This is a genomic window from Streptomyces sp. ISL-94 (genome assembly GCF_018614075.1).
Lineage (GTDB): Bacteria > Actinomycetota > Actinomycetes > Streptomycetales > Streptomycetaceae > Streptomyces.
This window is the reverse complement of sequence record NZ_JAGGOZ010000119.1, coordinates 42068-57063: the sequence shown is the minus strand read 5'-3', so window position 1 is coordinate 57063 and position 14996 is coordinate 42068. Positions and strand designations below refer to the sequence as shown.

11 protein-coding genes are annotated in these 14996 nt (G+C 74.7%); 1 reads left to right on the top strand and 10 read right to left on the bottom strand.

The features are described from left to right. Nucleotides 1-49: 49 nt before the first annotated feature. Nucleotides 50-454, bottom strand: a complete 405-nt coding sequence (locus J7E94_RS31245) for a globin (protein WP_215020184.1) — start codon at nt 452-454, stop codon at nt 50-52. 122 nt (nt 455-576) lie between these two features. Here J7E94_RS31245 and J7E94_RS31240 point away from each other — a divergent pair, with 122 nt between their 5' ends. Continuing rightward, nucleotides 577-1614, top strand: coding sequence for a methyltransferase domain-containing protein (locus J7E94_RS31240; RefSeq protein ID WP_215020183.1), 1038 nt, complete (start codon nt 577-579; stop codon nt 1612-1614). Here J7E94_RS31240 and J7E94_RS31235 read toward each other — a convergent pair. The 9 genes from J7E94_RS31235 to J7E94_RS31195 form a co-directional block, all read right to left on the bottom strand. Beyond that, nucleotides 1595-2617, bottom strand: coding sequence for an FHA domain-containing protein (locus J7E94_RS31235; RefSeq protein WP_374224521.1), 1023 nt, complete (start codon nt 2615-2617; stop codon nt 1595-1597). The two genes, J7E94_RS31240 and J7E94_RS31235, sit on opposite strands and share 20 nt — an antisense overlap. Before the next feature lie 14 nt (nt 2618-2631). After that, a complete protein-coding gene (locus tag J7E94_RS31230) occupies nt 2632-3957 on the bottom strand; it encodes a VWA domain-containing protein (RefSeq protein ID WP_215020182.1) in 1326 nt (441 codons plus the stop codon). An 84-nt stretch (nt 3958-4041) separates the two neighbouring features. Further along, nucleotides 4042-5859, bottom strand: a complete 1818-nt coding sequence (locus J7E94_RS31225; protein WP_251057493.1) for a protein phosphatase 2C domain-containing protein — start codon at nt 5857-5859, stop codon at nt 4042-4044. Nucleotides 5860-5862: 3 nt separating this feature from the next. After that, nucleotides 5863-8742 (bottom strand): serine/threonine-protein kinase, encoded by a 2880-nt coding sequence (locus J7E94_RS31220; protein ID WP_251057492.1) that lies wholly within the window; start codon nt 8740-8742, stop codon nt 5863-5865. Further along, nucleotides 8739-9998, bottom strand: a complete 1260-nt coding sequence (locus J7E94_RS31215) for a hypothetical protein (protein WP_215020188.1) — start codon at nt 9996-9998, stop codon at nt 8739-8741. The genes J7E94_RS31220 and J7E94_RS31215 overlap by 4 nt, the downstream gene beginning before the upstream one ends. Before the next feature lie 86 nt (nt 9999-10084). Continuing rightward, nucleotides 10085-11092 (bottom strand): glutamate ABC transporter substrate-binding protein, encoded by a 1008-nt coding sequence (locus J7E94_RS31210; RefSeq protein ID WP_251057491.1) that lies wholly within the window; start codon nt 11090-11092, stop codon nt 10085-10087. A gap of 71 nt (nt 11093-11163) precedes the next feature. Next, the gene (locus tag J7E94_RS31205) at nt 11164-12561 is read right to left on the bottom strand and encodes a hypothetical protein (RefSeq protein ID WP_308345555.1); all 1398 of its coding nucleotides are present in this window, start codon (nt 12559-12561) and stop codon (nt 11164-11166) included. Between the two features lie 179 nt (nt 12562-12740). Next, complete coding sequence (locus J7E94_RS31200) at nt 12741-13730, bottom strand: BadF/BadG/BcrA/BcrD ATPase family protein (RefSeq protein ID WP_215020181.1); 990 nt, start codon at nt 13728-13730, stop codon at nt 12741-12743. Next, on the bottom strand, nt 13721-14995 hold the full coding sequence (locus J7E94_RS31195; protein ID WP_215020180.1) for a 6-phospho-beta-glucosidase: 1275 nt from the start codon (nt 14993-14995) through the stop codon (nt 13721-13723). The genes J7E94_RS31200 and J7E94_RS31195 overlap by 10 nt, the downstream gene beginning before the upstream one ends. Nucleotide 14996: the final 1 nt, after the last annotated feature.

Sequence of the window (14996 nt, the reverse complement as noted above, 5' to 3'; positions counted from 1 at the left end):
ATGCACCGCACCGGACGCCGCGCCCCGGCAAACCTTCCCGGCCACAGCACTAGCCTGCGGTGTTGATCATCGAGGCGGCGGCGTACGTCAGGTACTTCCAGAGCTGCGCCTCGTGCTCCTGCGCCAGGCCCAGCTCGTCCAGGGCCACCCGCATGTGCTTTAGCCACGCGTCGTGGGCGGCCGCGTCGACCTGGAACGGGGCGTGCCGCATCCGCAGGCGCGGATGGCCGCGGTGCTCGCTGTAAGTGGTCGGGCCGCCCCAGTACTGCATCAGGAACAGGGTGAACCGCTCCTCCGCCGGACCGAGGTCCTCCTCCGGGTACATCGGGCGCAGCAGCGGGTCTTCCGCGACCCCCTGGTAGAAGCGCCGGACGAGGCGGCGGAAGGTCTCTTCCCCGCCCACCTGCTCATAAAAGGTCTGCTCTTGAAGCGTGCCCCGCGGAATCTCATTCACCCGACCATCGTCTCAGACGCCCGGACGGAAGACCTGGGTCCCAGGACCCCGCGGGACCGGACAAGGACCGGGCAGGACCCACCGCATTCGCACACGCGGGCCGCCCGCAGGACAGTGGAGGCATGGGCGCACACACGCCACGTGCACCCCGTACGGCGCGCACCGGGGTGCGGGACCTGCGGGAGACCGCGCACGCCGCCCAGGTGCGGGAGCTGACGGCGGCCGGGGTGCTGGAGGACCCGGTCTGGCGGGCGGCGTTCGCCGCCGTGCCCCGGCACCTCTTCGTCCCCTACTTCTGGACCAGCCGCGGCGCCGGCCACGAACGGCTCTGGGAGGAGGACCAGGACCCCGAGCGGCGGGCCCGCTGGCTGCGCGGCGTCTACGCCGACACCCCGCTCGCGACCCGGCTGCGCGACGGCCGGCTGGTCTCCTCCAGCAGCCAGCCCTCCCTCATGGCGAAGATGCTGGCCGCGCTCGACGTGCGCGCCGGCGACAACGTGCTGGAGATCGGCGCGGGCACCGGATACAACGCCGCCCTGCTCTGCCACCGCCTCGGCGACGGCCTCGTCACCACCGTGGACCTCGACGAGGAGATCACCGAGTCCGCGCGCACACACCTGGCCCGGCTGGGCTACCACCCCGAGGTGGTCACGGGCGACGGGGCGCGCGGCTGCCCCGCCCGGGCCCCGTTCGACCGGATCATGGTGACGTGCACGCTTCCGCTGATCCCGCACGCCTGGCTCGGCCAGTGCCGGCCGGGGGCGCGGATCCTGGCACCGCTGTCGACCGGGCTGATCGCGCTCACGGCCCGGGGACCCGATTTCGCCGAGGGCCGCTTCCTGCACACCCCGGCCTACTTCGTCCCGCTGCGCGGGGCCACCGCCGCGCCGCCGCAGGAGCCGGCCGGGCTGCCGCCAGGGCTCCCGTACGAGCTGGTGGAGAACGAGCGCTTCCAGTTCATGCTCGTGCTGACCGAGGGCACACTGCACCCCCGCGAGGCCCTGGACCTGTGGCGTCGCGAGAACCGGCCCGCCCGGGAGCGCTTCGGGGTCACCGTCACCGACGAGGGCCAGTGGGCGTGGCTCGACGATCCCCAGGGCCCGTACGTATGGCCCCTGGGGGAGCCGGACCGGCCCGGGGTCAGCCGCGGCGGATGGTGATCGTCGTCCAGGCGCCGACGTGGACCCGGTCGCCATCGCCCAGCGGGACCGGCACGTAGGGCTGGATCGGCTCCTCGCCGCCGTTGATGGTGGTGCCGTTGGTGGAGTTCTGGTCCACCACCGCCCAGCTGAGGTCGGGCTGCTGGACGAGCACCGCGTGCTGGTGGGAGACGCCCGGGTCCTCCGGGGGTACCGACAGGTCGATGTCGGGGGACTCGCCGGTGGAGGCGCGGCGCCGGCCGATGGTGATCTGGCCGCCGGAGAGCGGGAGGTGCTGCTCCGGGGAGTACGCGGGCAGGTTGAGCCCGGCCGCCTCGGGGCCGCTGCGCTGCATCATCGCCATGAAGTACGAGCGGTCGGGGCCGATCGTCGCGCTCCAGGTGCCGCCCTGGGGCGCGAAGGACTGGTGCTGCTGCTGGGGCGGCTGCTGCTGCTGGTACGGCTGCTGCGGCTGCTGGTACTCCTGCCGCTGCTGCGGCGGGGGCTGCTGCTGGTACCGCGGCTCCTGCTCGGGCTGCTGCTGGTACTCCTGCCGCGGCTCGGGCGAGGGAGGCGGCAGCAGCCAGTCGTCCTCGCGCTGGAGCGGCTCGGCGGCCCGGTTGACCCGGGAGGGCCGCGAGCCCTGGTACTCGAAGTGGTCCTGCGAGTACGCCGGAGGCTTCTGCAACGGCGGCGGAGGCGGCGTGGCACCGGTCGCCTGCGGGCCCCCGTCCGGGCTGAGCGGAGTGTAGGAAGTAGGCGTACGCGTCAGGAAGTTGTACCGGCACTCCTCGCAGAACGGAGCCATGGCCTCGCGGGGGGTCCGGCACTGCGGGCAGAGCTCGGCCTGCGCGGTCGGCTCACCGGCGGTCGGGGGGTAGCCGTAGCCGTAGGAGGGCGCCGGGCGGGCGCCTTCCGGGGCCATGCGGTGGCCGCAGACCTCGCACCAGTCTTCGGAGGCGGACTGGTGCCCGTTCGGGCAGGTCGGCATGGCGGCGCTTCCCCCTTCATCTCCCTGCGTCATCACGTCAGGTCTTCTCAGGTCTTCTTCACTCGGACGGTCTGCGTCGATCGCGTTTCAAGAGTCATCTCGTCGGCATCGGCAACCTTGGCTTTCAGCCGCACAGTACCCGCCACCGCGTCCACGACATCCACCACCTTCGCCAGCAGTCTGGCAGTGTCGGCGTTCCCGGAAACACTCGCCAGCTGTACGGCGCGTCCCAGTTTGGCCGTGGCGCCGTCGACATCGCCCAGTTTGCGGGCTTCCAGGCCCTGCTGGATAGCCTGCGCGAGCTCCGCCTGCCCCGTGTAGTGGGCGACCTGCGGGTTGATGGCGGTGGAGGCGGCCAGGTCGTCCGTCCACACGGCGCGCACCAGACCCTGGGCCAGTACGGCGGCGGGCTCGCCCGCCGCTCCCGGCAGGACGAGCGAGGCGCGGGCGGCGAGCATCTCCTGGCCCAGCGCCGCACTCGGCACGCGGACGCACACGTGGTACTCGCGGGACTCGTCGCCCCATGATCCGGTCGGGTAGTCCCCGGCGCGCGGGCCCGCCTCGGTGCGGCGCCCGGTCAGGTCCTGGACGGTCGGCGCGACCTGCTTGACGTACTGGATCTCCACGCCCACCGGGGTCCACAGGCGCAGCGCGACGTCCGCGACCTCCTTGCCCATGACGTTCTCCATCATGCGCGTGAAGTCCTCGGCGAGGTGGGCCGGGTCGGCCACGATGTCCGCGGAGCCGAGCAGCGCGCTCGCGATGCCGGTGACCTCCTTGACCTCCCAGTCGGTGCCCACCCCGCGGGCGTCGCAGGTGAAGCGGCCCGCGCAGGCGTCGAGGGTGGCGCGCAGCACGGCCGGCTCCTCGTGCTCGTTGCGGCCGTCGGTCAGCAGGATGCCGTGCCGGATCGGGGCGGAGGACTGGCGCAGCAGTCCGTCGGCGAGGCGCAGCCAGGTGCCGATGGCGGTGCCGCCGCCCGAGCTGAGCCCGCGCAGCGCCTCCTTGGCCTGGGCGCGGGTGACCGGGTCGGCGACGGCGAGCCGGCCCTGGCCCGGGTAGACCTCCTTGGCCACGTGCGTACCGGCGACCACGGCGAAGGCGGTGCCGTCGCGCAGGGTGTCGACGGCCGCGGCCGTGGCCTCGCGGGCGCCGCGCATCTTGTCCGGCGGGTACTCCATGGAACCGGAGCAGTCGACCATGATCACGACGGCCGCCGAGCCCTGGGCGGCCGCGGCGCGGGTGGCCTGGGCGCCACCGGTGGAGGTGACCGTGACGATGGCGTGGACGTCCCGCCCGCCCTGGGGGAGGAACTCGTTCTGGTACACCTCCACGCTGAAGCGCGGGGCGCTCGGCTTGGCGAAGTTCGCCATCGGCTGGACTCCTAGGGTCCTAGAGGGCTTTGGGCGGCAGGCTGCGGCCGGGAACCGACCGGGCGGCCGGGGCCGGTCAGGCGGTCAGGCCCGGTCCGGGGCGTCCGCTTCCGCTTCCGGTTGCGGTGGGGCTTGCGGCCCGGTGTCGGCCTGCGGGGTCGCGGCGAACGGCACCACGGCCACGGTGACGTTGTCGTGGCCGCCGCCGTCGAGGGCGTGCCCGACCAGGACCTGGGCGCTGTGCAGGGGCCGGGCGGCGGCGTCCGAGGGCAGTACCTGGGCCATCTCCCGGGCGGACTCGGCGTAGTTCCACAGGCCGTCGGTGCAGACCACGACCACCCCGGGGTGGTCCGGCTTGAAGACCGCGGTGTGCGGTTCGAGGTCGTACGCATCCGCCCCGAGCCAGCCGGTGATGGCGTGGGCGCGGACATCGGCATAGGCCTCGGCCTCGCCCATCAGCCCGGCCGCGACCATCTGGGCCGCCCAGGAGTCGTCCTCGGTGAGGCGGCGGGGCAGCGCGGCGCGGTCGTCCGGGACCCAGTACGCGCGGCTGTCGCCCACCCAGCCGATGGTCAGCAATCCGCCGCTGACCACGGCGCCGACCAGGGTGCAGGCGGGCGCGTTCTGCGCGCCGGCGGCCTCCGGGGCCAGCGCGTTGACGGCGGCGGCCGCGGCCAGGATCGCCTCGCGCATCGCCTCTTGGGGGTGGGCGCCGCGGGGAAGCGCGTCGAGCAGGGCCTCGTTGGCGGCGCCGGCCGCGGCGGCCGAGGCCTCGTCGGGACGGCTGGCGGAGGAGACGCCGTCGCAGACGATGGCGACGGTGGCGGCGGAGCCATCGGGCAGGGCGGTGGCCGCGACGGCGAACGAGTCCTCGTTGCGGTGGTGGCGCAGCCCGCGGTCGCTGACGGCGGCGACGCTCCCGAGCTCCTCCTCCTGGTGGTCCCGCTCCCGTGGCTGGGCGTGCCCGCAGTGCTCGCAGTACCCGTCGGTGTCGACGTGCCCGGCCCGGCAGGCCACGCAGGTCTTGCCGCCGGAGCCCTGCGCGGCTTCGGCGGCCGCCCCCGGGCCGCCCTCGGTCGCGGTGGCGCCGTCCGCCGCGCCCCACGGGGTCCCCTCGGGGGGAGTCGTCGGTCCGGCGGGCAGGTCGTAGCGGGCGGCCGGCCCGTCGGCCGGGTCCTGCGGGGCGGTGCCGTACGGACTCGCCCCGTACGGGGATTCGCCGCCCGGGCTCCACGGGGTGCCCTCGGGGGGCGTGCCGGCGCTGCCGGCCAGGTCGTGCCGGGCCTCGGGCTCGTCCACCGCGGCCTGCGGGGCGGTCCCGAACGGGGTCGTCCCGTACGGGGTCTCGTACGGGCCGCCTTCGTGCGCGGTCTCGTACGGGGCCCCGTGCACGCGGCCGGAGCCCGCCGGGATGCCGCCCCTGCGCCGGGGGGCCCCCTCGGGGGCTTCGGCAGGGCCCGGCTCCGGCGCCGGCGTGGCCCAGTCGGCCGGGTCGGGCACGCGGCCGGAGCCCGCCGGGATGTCGCCCCTGCGCCGGGGGGCCCCCTCGGGGGCTTCGGCAGGGCCCGGCTCCGGCGCCGGGGTGGCCCAGTCGGCCGGGTCGCCGACCAGGGTCGGCGCCGCCGCGGCCACACTGCCCCAGCCGGGGGCGGGCTCGGCTGCGCCGTAGGGCCCCGCGGGAGCCGGGGCCCCGTGGCCGCCCGCGGGGGAACCCGTATCCGCTTCCGCTTCCTGCCCGGCGGCGCCGCGCGGCGAGCCCGTGGGAAGCGGGATCGTCGGGTGGTCCGCGGCCGCAGCCGGGGGAGGGGCGGTGACGGCGTAGCCGCAGACGCCGCAGAAACGGTCACCCTCCTCCAGGGGTTCCGCGCAGCTGGGGCAGCCCGACAGCCGATGCATCGACATCACTCACACCCACGTCCGGGGACGGAAACGGTTTGCCCGCTCCACCAGTTCGATCCTCTCCTCGCCCCGCTGCGCCAGCCGTGCGAGCACGCGGTACGAGCGCTCCAGTCCGAAGCGCAGGCCCCGCTCGTCCAGTTGACTGCCGAGCAGCGAGGTCCGGCCGGGGTCGGAACCCCGGCTACCCGACAGTACCCAGTCGAGGGCCGAGCCCAGAACTTCCGTCGCGAGCCGCTCGTGGCGCTCCGGATCCAGGCCCGACCGCCGCAGCGCCTCCACCTGGTCGGCGGCCGCCACCAGATCGGCGAGCAGCGGCTCCTGCGGGGACCGGTCGCGCAGACGTGCGCGTACGGCCGCCACCCGCGCGGCGGTGTAGTGGATGGACGACTCCGGCACGGATTCCAGCGTGCGCACGGCCTCGCCCCGCTCGCCGGCGGCCAGCTGGACCCGGGCCAGCCCGAACGCGGCGCTCACGAAGCCGGGGTCGGTGGTCCAGACGAGGCGGTAGTACTCGGCGGCGTTGTCCAGCTGGCCCAGGACCTCCGCGCACAGCCCGAGGGCCAGCTTGGGCGCGGGCTCGCCCGGGAAGGCGTCGTAGATCGCGTCGAAGGACAGGGCGGCGATCTCGTTCTCGCCGGTGGCCAGCGAGGCGATCCCGCGGGCCCACACCACCCGCCAGTCGTCCGGATGCCGGGCCTCCAGCTCCGCCAGGGTGCGGCAGGCCGCGGGCAGTTCGCCCAGCTCCAGCCGGGCCCGCAGCTCGCGCAGCCGCAGCTCGGCCGATTCGGCGGGTGCCGAGCCGAGCGCGCCCACGAGGTCGGCGGGCGCGGTGGCCAGCAGACCGGCCAGGAAACCGGCGTTCGGGTCGGCCGGGTCCACCAGCGGCACGGGCAGGGCCAGGGAGGTGTCCCGGGCATCGAGCGTGGTCGTCGCCGCCGGCGCGGACGGGCCGGCGGGCACGGGTGCGGAGCCGGCCCCCGCGCCCCGGGCGGGCACCGCCGCCGGAGCCTGCCGCGGCCCGGGCACCGGCGCTCCCGCCACATGCGTGGCGGTGGTCCCGAGCCCGGGCAACACGGCGCCCACGGCCGGGGGTCCGGGTACGGGCGTACCGCCAGGGGGAGTGCCCGGCCCGCCGGGCCACGAGGCCGAGCCGGACGCGGGACCGCCCATCGGCGCGGCGAACACCCCCGGCCCCCGGCCCGCCGGCGACCCGGGTACGGGGACGCCGCCCGTCAGGACCGGGGGGCCGCCCGGCAGGACAGCCGGGCCGCCGGCCTCCCCGCCGCGGCCGCGCAGGCCGAACCGGCCGCTCGGCCGGGAGACGACGACCCGCTCGCCGAGGAGGGACACCGCCCTCCCCGCCGGGTCGGCGAACAGGCGGTTGTCCGGGACGCGCAGTTCCGGGCCGAAGAGGGTGGACAGCTGCGGCCGCGGCCGGCCCGTCTGGAGGGCGACCACCTCCCGCAGCACGCCCGTCAGCTGGTCCGCCATCTCCTGCGCGGAGGCGAACCGCCGCCCGGGGTCCGGGTCGGTGGCCCGGACGAGCAGCCGGTAGAAGGACTCGTACCGCCGGAACACCTCGATGTGCTCGGGGTCCGGCAGCGAGTCCACGAACACATTGGTGTAGCCCTGGAAGTCGAAGGTGAGCACCGCCAGGGTGCGCGCCACCGTGTACAGGTCGGAGGCGACCGAGGGGCCCAGCTCCGCGACCTCCGGCGCCTGGTAGCCCACCGTGCCGTAGATGGCCGACTCCTCGTCGTCCATCCGCCGCACCGCGCCCATGTCGATCAGCTTCAGCTGGTCCTGCTGCTGGATCGCGTTGTCGACCTTGAAGTCGCAGTACAGGAGGTTCCTGCTGTGCAGGTGGCCGAGCGCCTCCAGCGCCTCGATCCCGTACGCGCACGCCTGCTCCACCGGCAGCGGATCACGCCGGCCGTCCGGCCGCCGCCGTTCGTTCGCGATCTCCTTCAGCGATTTGCCGCCCACGTACTCCATGACGATGTACCCGTCCAGCGAGCCGGTCCGCTGGTCCAGGTGCTCCACGAAGTTGTAGATCCGCACGATGTTGGAGTGCTCGATCTCCGCGAGGAACCGCCGCTCCGATATCGCGGCCTCCATCGCGTCCTGGTCCCCGGTGTCCAGCAGGCCCTTGAGCACCACCCACCGGTTGGAGACCGCTCGGTCCACCGCCAGGTACACCCAGCCGAGCCCGCCGTGCGCGAGGCAGCCCGCGACCTCGTACTGGCCGTGCACCACATCGCCCGCGTTCAGCTTGGGCACGAAGGAGTACGGGTGCCCGCACTTGGTGCAGAACCCTTCCGTCCGCCCGGGCCGCTCGCCCCGGGCCCGGCCCACCGGAGCCCCGCAGTCCGAGCGCGAGCAGAACCGCTTGCGCTCCGGGACCTCCGGGTTCTCCAGGACCGCCGCCGAAGGATCCGGACGCGGCACTTCCGGCATGGTGACCAGCCCGGCCCCGAGCCGGCCGCGCCCCGAGGACGAGGCCGCAGAGCCCGAACTGCGCACCGACACCGACCGGGTGGACGCCGTACCCGACAGCGAGCGCGACAGCCGGCCCGACACGGAGCGCCGGGACGACGACGAACGCGACGAACGCGACGAGCGCGAGGACCGTGCCGAGGCCGAGGACCGCGCCGAGCCGTGCGACCCCTGCGAGCCCATCGACCCCCGGGACCCGCCGGACCCCAGGGAGCCGCCGCGCGCCGCGCTGGTCATCCCCGTCGGCGGCGACACCAGCTCCTCCGCACCCGCCGAGACCGCGCCGATCGGCGCCAGCCCGCAGGTGTCGCAGTACAGCTCGCCGCCGCCCATGTCCTCGTACGTCCCCGGGCAGCCGGGGCGAACGCACGCGGTTCCGATCAGGCTCATGCGTCCTCCTTTCCAGGCGTTCCCGCGCCACTTCCCGTGCCCTGCAACGACTCCGCCGCCTGCTGCTGGTAGCGCAGCACGGCCTGCTCCGCGGCCCGCAGGTCGCAGGGCGCGCTCCACAGCATCCGCCGTGCCGTGTCGTACCGCTCCATCAAAAGCGGGTCCTCGGCGAGCCCGTGCCGGGCCACCTTGGCCTTGTACGCGTCCAGCCGCCCGCGCAGCTCGGCCCGGACGGCCAGCGGCGCCGTCACCGCGGTCAACGATTCGCGGGCCCTGCGCAGTTCCTCCTCGGCCCGCTCCTCCAGCGATTCCAGCAGCGGGGAGAGCCGGTGCCAGCGGGACTGGCGCCGGTGCTCGGCCGCCGCCGCCAGCTGCTCCTGCAAGACCGTCGGCGGGCCGCTCACCGCGGGCACCTCCGAGGCGGCGATCTTCGCCAGCACCTCGCCGCGCGCCGTCCGCGCCTCCGCCAGCGTGCGGTCGGCCCGCGAGAGCACGTCCCGCAGGGCGATCAGCCGCTGCTCGGCGTCCTGCCGTACGTCGAGCACGGCCTCGACCTCCCGCCGTACGTCCTCCAGCGCGAGCGCGGCCCGGTCGTAGCGCGCGGTGTCCGGACGCCCCCCGCCCGGCGCCGAACTCCCCGCCGCCGGCAGCCAGAACGCCAGCGGGTCGGCGATCACCTGCGCCCGCAGCTCCGCCAGCTCGGCGGTGATGGACTCCAGGTCGTCGCCCGAGGGGTGCTCACCCGGGCGCACCCCCACCGAGTGGGCCAGCGAGCGGGTGCGGTGCAGCTCGGCGGCGAGCAGGTCGATCCGGGCGGGCAGCGCCGACCACACCGCGTCGGCGGCGACCACCACGTCCAGCGAGCCGGCGTACAGCGCGTTCATCCGGGACACCAGCTCGGCGAGGGAGAGCCGTTCGGCCAGCGCGGCGCCCTCCACGGCCGCCCCCGCGATCAGCACACCGGGCCCGCGCAGCCGCTCGGTCAGCTCGACCAGGTCCTCGCGGTTCGGCCAGCGGCGCCGGTCCCGGATCTTCCGGGCGGCGGCCAGGGCCCCGCTGTAGGCGTCGAAGTACGTCCACAGCCGGGTGATGTCGGCTTCGGCCGCCGCCCACCGCTCCTTGGTGACCCCGGTCAGCCCGGCGCCTTCCAGCAGCCGGCGACCGGCGTGGTCCTGGAGGGCGAGCAGCGAGGTCTCGACGGCCTCGTGCTCCGCGCCCAGCCGGGCCAGGGCACGGTCGACGCCGTCCCGGTCCATCACTGCCGACTGCGCCCCCGGCGACCCTGGCTCCACCGACTGTGCCTCCGCTTCCGATTCTGTGTCCGCACCGGAACCCACCGGCCTCAGCCGTCCCGGTACTTGGGCGGGGGCGGCGCGGTCACACCGGGCAGCACCGGCTGGAGGTGCTTGAGGTACGACTTCATCCACGGGCTGTCGTTGCCGCCCGCGCGGTAGCCCTCCAGCACCTTGTTGACCCGGCGTACCAGGTCGGCGGAGTCCTTGTTCATCGCCACGCCGTAGAACTCGCGGGTGAAGGGCGAGCCGACCAGCTGCACCGAGGGGTCCTGCGCGGCCTGGCCGGCGGCGAGGGCGTTGTCGGTGATGATGCCGTCCACCTCGCCCAGTTGCAGGCGGACCAGGCAGTCCAGCTGGTTGGGCACGGTGACCGGCACCGAGTTGTACGACTGGGCCTTCAGCGTGGCCTCCGCCGTGGAACCGGCGGCGAAGCAGATCCGCTTGTCCTTCAGCGAGGTGTCGTAGCCGGTGATCGGCGAGCCCTTGGGCGCCAGCACCTGCTGCCCGGCCTCGAAGTAGGCCGTCGAGAAGGCGACGTCCTCCAGCCGCTTGCAGTTGATGGTCATGGTCCGCACGACGATGTCGACGCGGCCTTCCTGGAGCGCCGGGATGCGCTGGCTGGTGGGGATCGCCCGGTAGATGACCGCGTTCGGGTCGCCCAGGATGTCCTGCGCTATGGCCTTCACCAGGTCGATGTCGAAGCCGTCGAGGCGGCCGCCGTCGGACTGGTTGCGGTACCCCCAGCGGAAGCTGTTCTGGTCCACGCCCGCGACGAGCTTGCCCGCCGCCTTGATCCGCGCGATGGACGCCCCGTCCAGCCCGGACGGGCGCAGGCTGGCCTCCGGGTCCTGGCAGGTGTCGGCCGGAGCCGCCGGAGCCGCCACCATAGAGGCCGGCTCGCGGACCGTCACCGGGCGTCCGGTGTCCGGCGTCGCCCGGGCCAGCGGCAGCAGCACCGCCGCAGCCGTCATCGCGCAGGCGGCGGCCATCGCGCTCACACCGCCCCAGCCGCGCAGCCGCCGCGTCAGGCGCAGCATGCCGACCGCGACAGCCATACCTCCGCTCTCTTTCTCGTTCCCGTCCCCATGGCCTTCGGAGGTTCGCATCGCCCGTATCCGCATCGCTCTCACCTGTACTCCGAAAGCCTGCGCCCGATGCCGAGCAGCGCCGCCGCCGCGCCGACGACCGCGAGGGCCGCCGCACCTGTCACCAGACCGCCCAGGGCCCCGAGCCCGTCGCGGGCGGCCCGGGTGAACTGCTGCTGCTCGTGGGCCACGGCCTGCTCCAGCGAGGCGTCCACCGTGTCGAAGGCCGCCCCGCTGCTGTCCTTGTGGTCCTTGTCCCCGACGACCTGGGGCAGCGCGGCCTCGTAGTCGCCCTTCAAGTCCGCCTCCCGGGCCGCCGTGTGGCGCTGCTTCCACTGCTTCACGCCCTCCGAGGCACGGGTCAGGGGCGCCCGGCCGGCCGAGTCGTCGGCCAGCCGCAGCGCGGCCACCAGCCCGGAGTCGAGCTCCTTCATGTTCTTGGTGAAGTCCACGTCGTACTTGTCGGACTTCTTGTCCTCGGCCAGGACGGCGCCCCGCGCGACCAGCGTCAGATTCTCACCGGCCCGCGCCTGGAGCGAGGCGATCCGCGCGTCGTTGAGCACCTTCAGGGACTCCTGCCCGTTCGCCCGGGCCTCACTCAGCGAGGACCGCGCCACCGTGTGCCCCACGGCCAGCCACAGCAGTACCACCACGGACGCGGCCGTCGCGGCCAGCAGCCCGTGGTTGAAGACCCGGTTCGTACGCCGGTAGTTGCGCCGCTGCGCCCACACCAGGGCGGCCAGGGCGAACAGGCCGGCGGCGAGCGAGGCCAGCGGCCAGGACCGGGCGTCGTCGTAGTCGGTGTAGAGCCGGCCGGTCTCCGCCTCGTACAGCCGCTGCGCGGCGGGCAGCAGCTGGGTGGTCATCTGCTCGTTGGCGTACCGGAGATAGGCGCCGCCCAGCGGCAGACCCTGCCGGTTGGCGGCCCGGGCCTGCTCTATCAGCCCGGTGTAGCGCGGCAGCTGCTCGCTCAGCAGGGCGATCTGTGCGCGGGAGTCCTTGCTGCCGCCGGTGTTGGCGGCTGCGCTCACCAGCAGCCTGGAGGCGTTGGCGATGTCCTTCTCGTACCGCCGGCGCACCTCGCGCGGCTCCTGGGCGCCCAGCAGGAACCCGCTGGAGGAGGTCGTGTCGGCGTCCGCGAGGGAGCGGTAGATGCTGGCCGCGTCCGCGCTCAGCGGCTGGCTGTGGCCCACGACGTCCTCGGCCGCGGTGGACCGGCCGGAGATCTCCCCCACGCTCACCGCGCCGAACAGCACGATCAGGGCGGCCAGCGCAGCTCCGATGATCCGCAGCCGGCCGGGCTCCGTCGTCGCCGCCTCGCGCAGCCGCTCCACGCCCTCGGCCCAGGCGGTGACCCGCCTCGGCGGCGCGGCCGACGGCGCCGGGGGCGGTACGGAGACACCGCCCTCCGGCGCGGGCGCGCGTGATGTGATGGCCACCGTGACCTCCCCCTCGGTCTCATGCTCCGCAGCAGTATGGCCGTAGCGACGGTCGACCACACCACCCGGCGCCCCGATCTCGGGTGATCCACCCCCTGCCGCCGCCCCCGCCACCCCTTCAACGTCAATACGTCCGCACGCCCCCCACGGTTCCAGACCGACCGCATTCCGGCCCAGGTTCACCCGAAATGGGCACGGACTTTCTCTCGGGCCCCGGGCGGGGAGCCGAGCGCGTCCAGGCCCAGCAGCGCGGCACCCAGCACCGGCGGGGCCGTCACCACCGACACGCGGGCGCGCGGGGCCCGTTCGGCCAGCAGTTCCTCGACCCGCCCGTTGAGCTGCGGATGCCGGGCCGCCAGCACGCTGCCCCCCAGCACCACCGGGACCTCCTCGGCCAGCAGGTCCAGGCGGCGCAGCGCCACCGTCGCCATGGTCGCGATCTCCTCCGCCTGCCGGTGTACCAGGGACTGCGCCACCGGGTCCCCGGCGGCCGCCACCGCGAACAGCACCGGGGTCAGCTCGTGCCGTCGCCCGCCCGGGATCCGGTCCAGGTGCAGGGCCTCGACCAGCGCGTACATCGAGTCGAGGCCGAAGTGCGCGGGCAGGGCCCGGGCCAGTTCCGTCGCCTCGCCCCGCCCGTCCTCGGCGCGGGCCGCGAACCACAGGGCCTCCTCGGCCAGTCCGCCCCCGCCACCCCAGTCGCCGGAGATCCGGCCGATCGAAGGGAAGCGGGCGGTCCGCCCGTCCGCGGTCATCCCGACGCAGTTGATGCCCGCCCCGCACACCACCGCCACACCGTGCGGCCCGGCGTCCGTGGGGAGCCCGGCCCGCAGCAGGGCGAAGGTGTCGTTGTGCACCGCCGTGGCACGGCCCCAGCCCCGGCGCTTGATCTCGCGCGCCAGCTGCCACTCCTCCGCCGGGAAGTCGGCGTTCGCCAGACAGGCCGACACGTGGTCGACGAGGGGCCGGGCCGGCCCCCCGCCGTGCATGCCCGCGGAGGCCATCGCCTCCGCGATCACGTCGACGGCCGCGGCCACGCCCGTCCGGAAGGGCTGGAACCCCCCGGCCCGCCCGGTGCACATCACCGAGCCGTCCGGGGCGACGAGCGACACGTCCGTCTTGCTGTTGCCCGCGTCGATCGCCAGTACGGAACAGAGCGTCACGCCCACGGGAGGTACTCCTTGTTGTGCGCGAGCAGCCGGTCCGTCAGCCCCTCGGCGAGGTCGAACTGGCCGACCAGCGGGTGCGCCAGCAGCGCCTTGAAGACCCGCTCCCGGCCGCCGCGCAGCGCCGCGTCCAGCGCGAGGTCCTCGTACGCCGTCACGTGCGAGATCAGGCCGGCGTACAGGGGGTCCAGGCGGGGCACCGCCAGCGGCACCGGGCCGCCGGCGCCGCCGATGCGGGCCTGCACCTCGACGACCGCGTCGTCCGGGAGGAAGGGCAGGGTGCCGTTGTTGAACGTGTTGACCACCTGCACCGCCGGACCGCCGCTGCCGTCGCCCAGCAGCGAGGCCGCCAGGTCCACGGCCGCCTCCGAGTAGAAGGCACCGCCCCGTTTGGCCAGCAGCGCCGGCTTCTCGTCCAGCGCGGGGTCCCCGTACAGGGCGAGCAGCTCCCGCTCCATCGCGGCGACCTCGGCGGCCCGCGAGGGCTTGGTCGCGAGCTCCCGGACGACCTCGTCGTGGGAGTAGAAGTAGCGCAGGTAGTAGGAGGGCACGGCGCCGAGCCGGTCCAGCACCGCGCGCGGCAGCCGCAGCTCCGCCGCGACAGCCTCCCCGTGCGCGGCGAGCAGGCCCGGCAGCAGGTCCTCGCCGTCCGGGCCGCCCCGGCGCACGGCCAGCTCCCAGGTGAGGTGGTTGAGCCCCACGTGGTCCAGGTGGATGTCGGCCGGCGCCAGGCCGAGCAGGGCCGCGAACTTCCGCTGGAGGCCGATGGCGACGTTGCAGAGCCCCACCGCCTTGTGCCCGGCCCGGAGCAGGGCCCGGGTGACGATGCCGACCGGGTTGGTGAAGTCGATGATCCACGCGTCCGGGCCGGCCCGGCGGACCCGCTCGGCGATGTCGAGGACCACGGGGACCGTGCGCAGCGCCTTGGCGAGGCCGCCCGCGCCCGTGGTCTCCTGCCCGACGCAGCCGCACTCCAGCGGCCAGGTCTCGTCCTGGAGCCTGGCCGCCTGACCGCCGATGCGCAGCTGGAGCAGGACGGCGTCGGCGCCGTCCACGCCCGCGTCGAGGTCGGAGGTCGTGGTGACCAGCCCCGGGTGCCCCTGCCGGGCGAAGATCCGCCGGGCCAGGCCGCCGATCAGCTCCAGCCGCTCGGTGGCCGGGTCGATCAGCACCAGTTCGCTGACGGGCAGGGTGTCGCGCAGCCGCGCGAAGCCGTCGATCAGCTCGGGGGTGTAGGTGGAACCGCCGCCCACCACTGCCAGTTTCATC

Excerpts from the sequence above, each read along its gene's own strand:
- J7E94_RS31210 (WP_251057491.1), bottom strand. The coding sequence starts at position 11,092 with ATGGCTGTCGCGGTCGGCATGCTGCGCCTGACGCGGCGGCTGCGCGGC.
- J7E94_RS31220 (WP_251057492.1), bottom strand. The coding sequence starts at position 8,742 with ATGAGCCTGATCGGAACCGCGTGCGTTCGCCCCGGCTGCCCGGGGACG.
- J7E94_RS31230 (WP_215020182.1), bottom strand. The coding sequence starts at position 3,957 with ATGGCGAACTTCGCCAAGCCGAGCGCCCCGCGCTTCAGCGTGGAGGTG.
- J7E94_RS31195 (WP_215020180.1), bottom strand. The coding sequence starts at position 14,995 with ATGAAACTGGCAGTGGTGGGCGGCGGTTCCACCTACACCCCCGAGCTG.
- J7E94_RS31215 (WP_215020188.1), bottom strand. The coding sequence starts at position 9,998 with ATGGACCGGGACGGCGTCGACCGTGCCCTGGCCCGGCTGGGCGCGGAG.
- J7E94_RS31235 (WP_374224521.1), bottom strand. The coding sequence starts at position 2,617 with ATGACGCAGGGAGATGAAGGGGGAAGCGCCGCCATGCCGACCTGCCCG.
- J7E94_RS31240 (WP_215020183.1), top strand. The coding sequence starts at position 577 with ATGGGCGCACACACGCCACGTGCACCCCGTACGGCGCGCACCGGGGTG.
- J7E94_RS31225 (WP_251057493.1), bottom strand. The coding sequence starts at position 5,859 with ATGTCGATGCATCGGCTGTCGGGCTGCCCCAGCTGCGCGGAACCCCTG.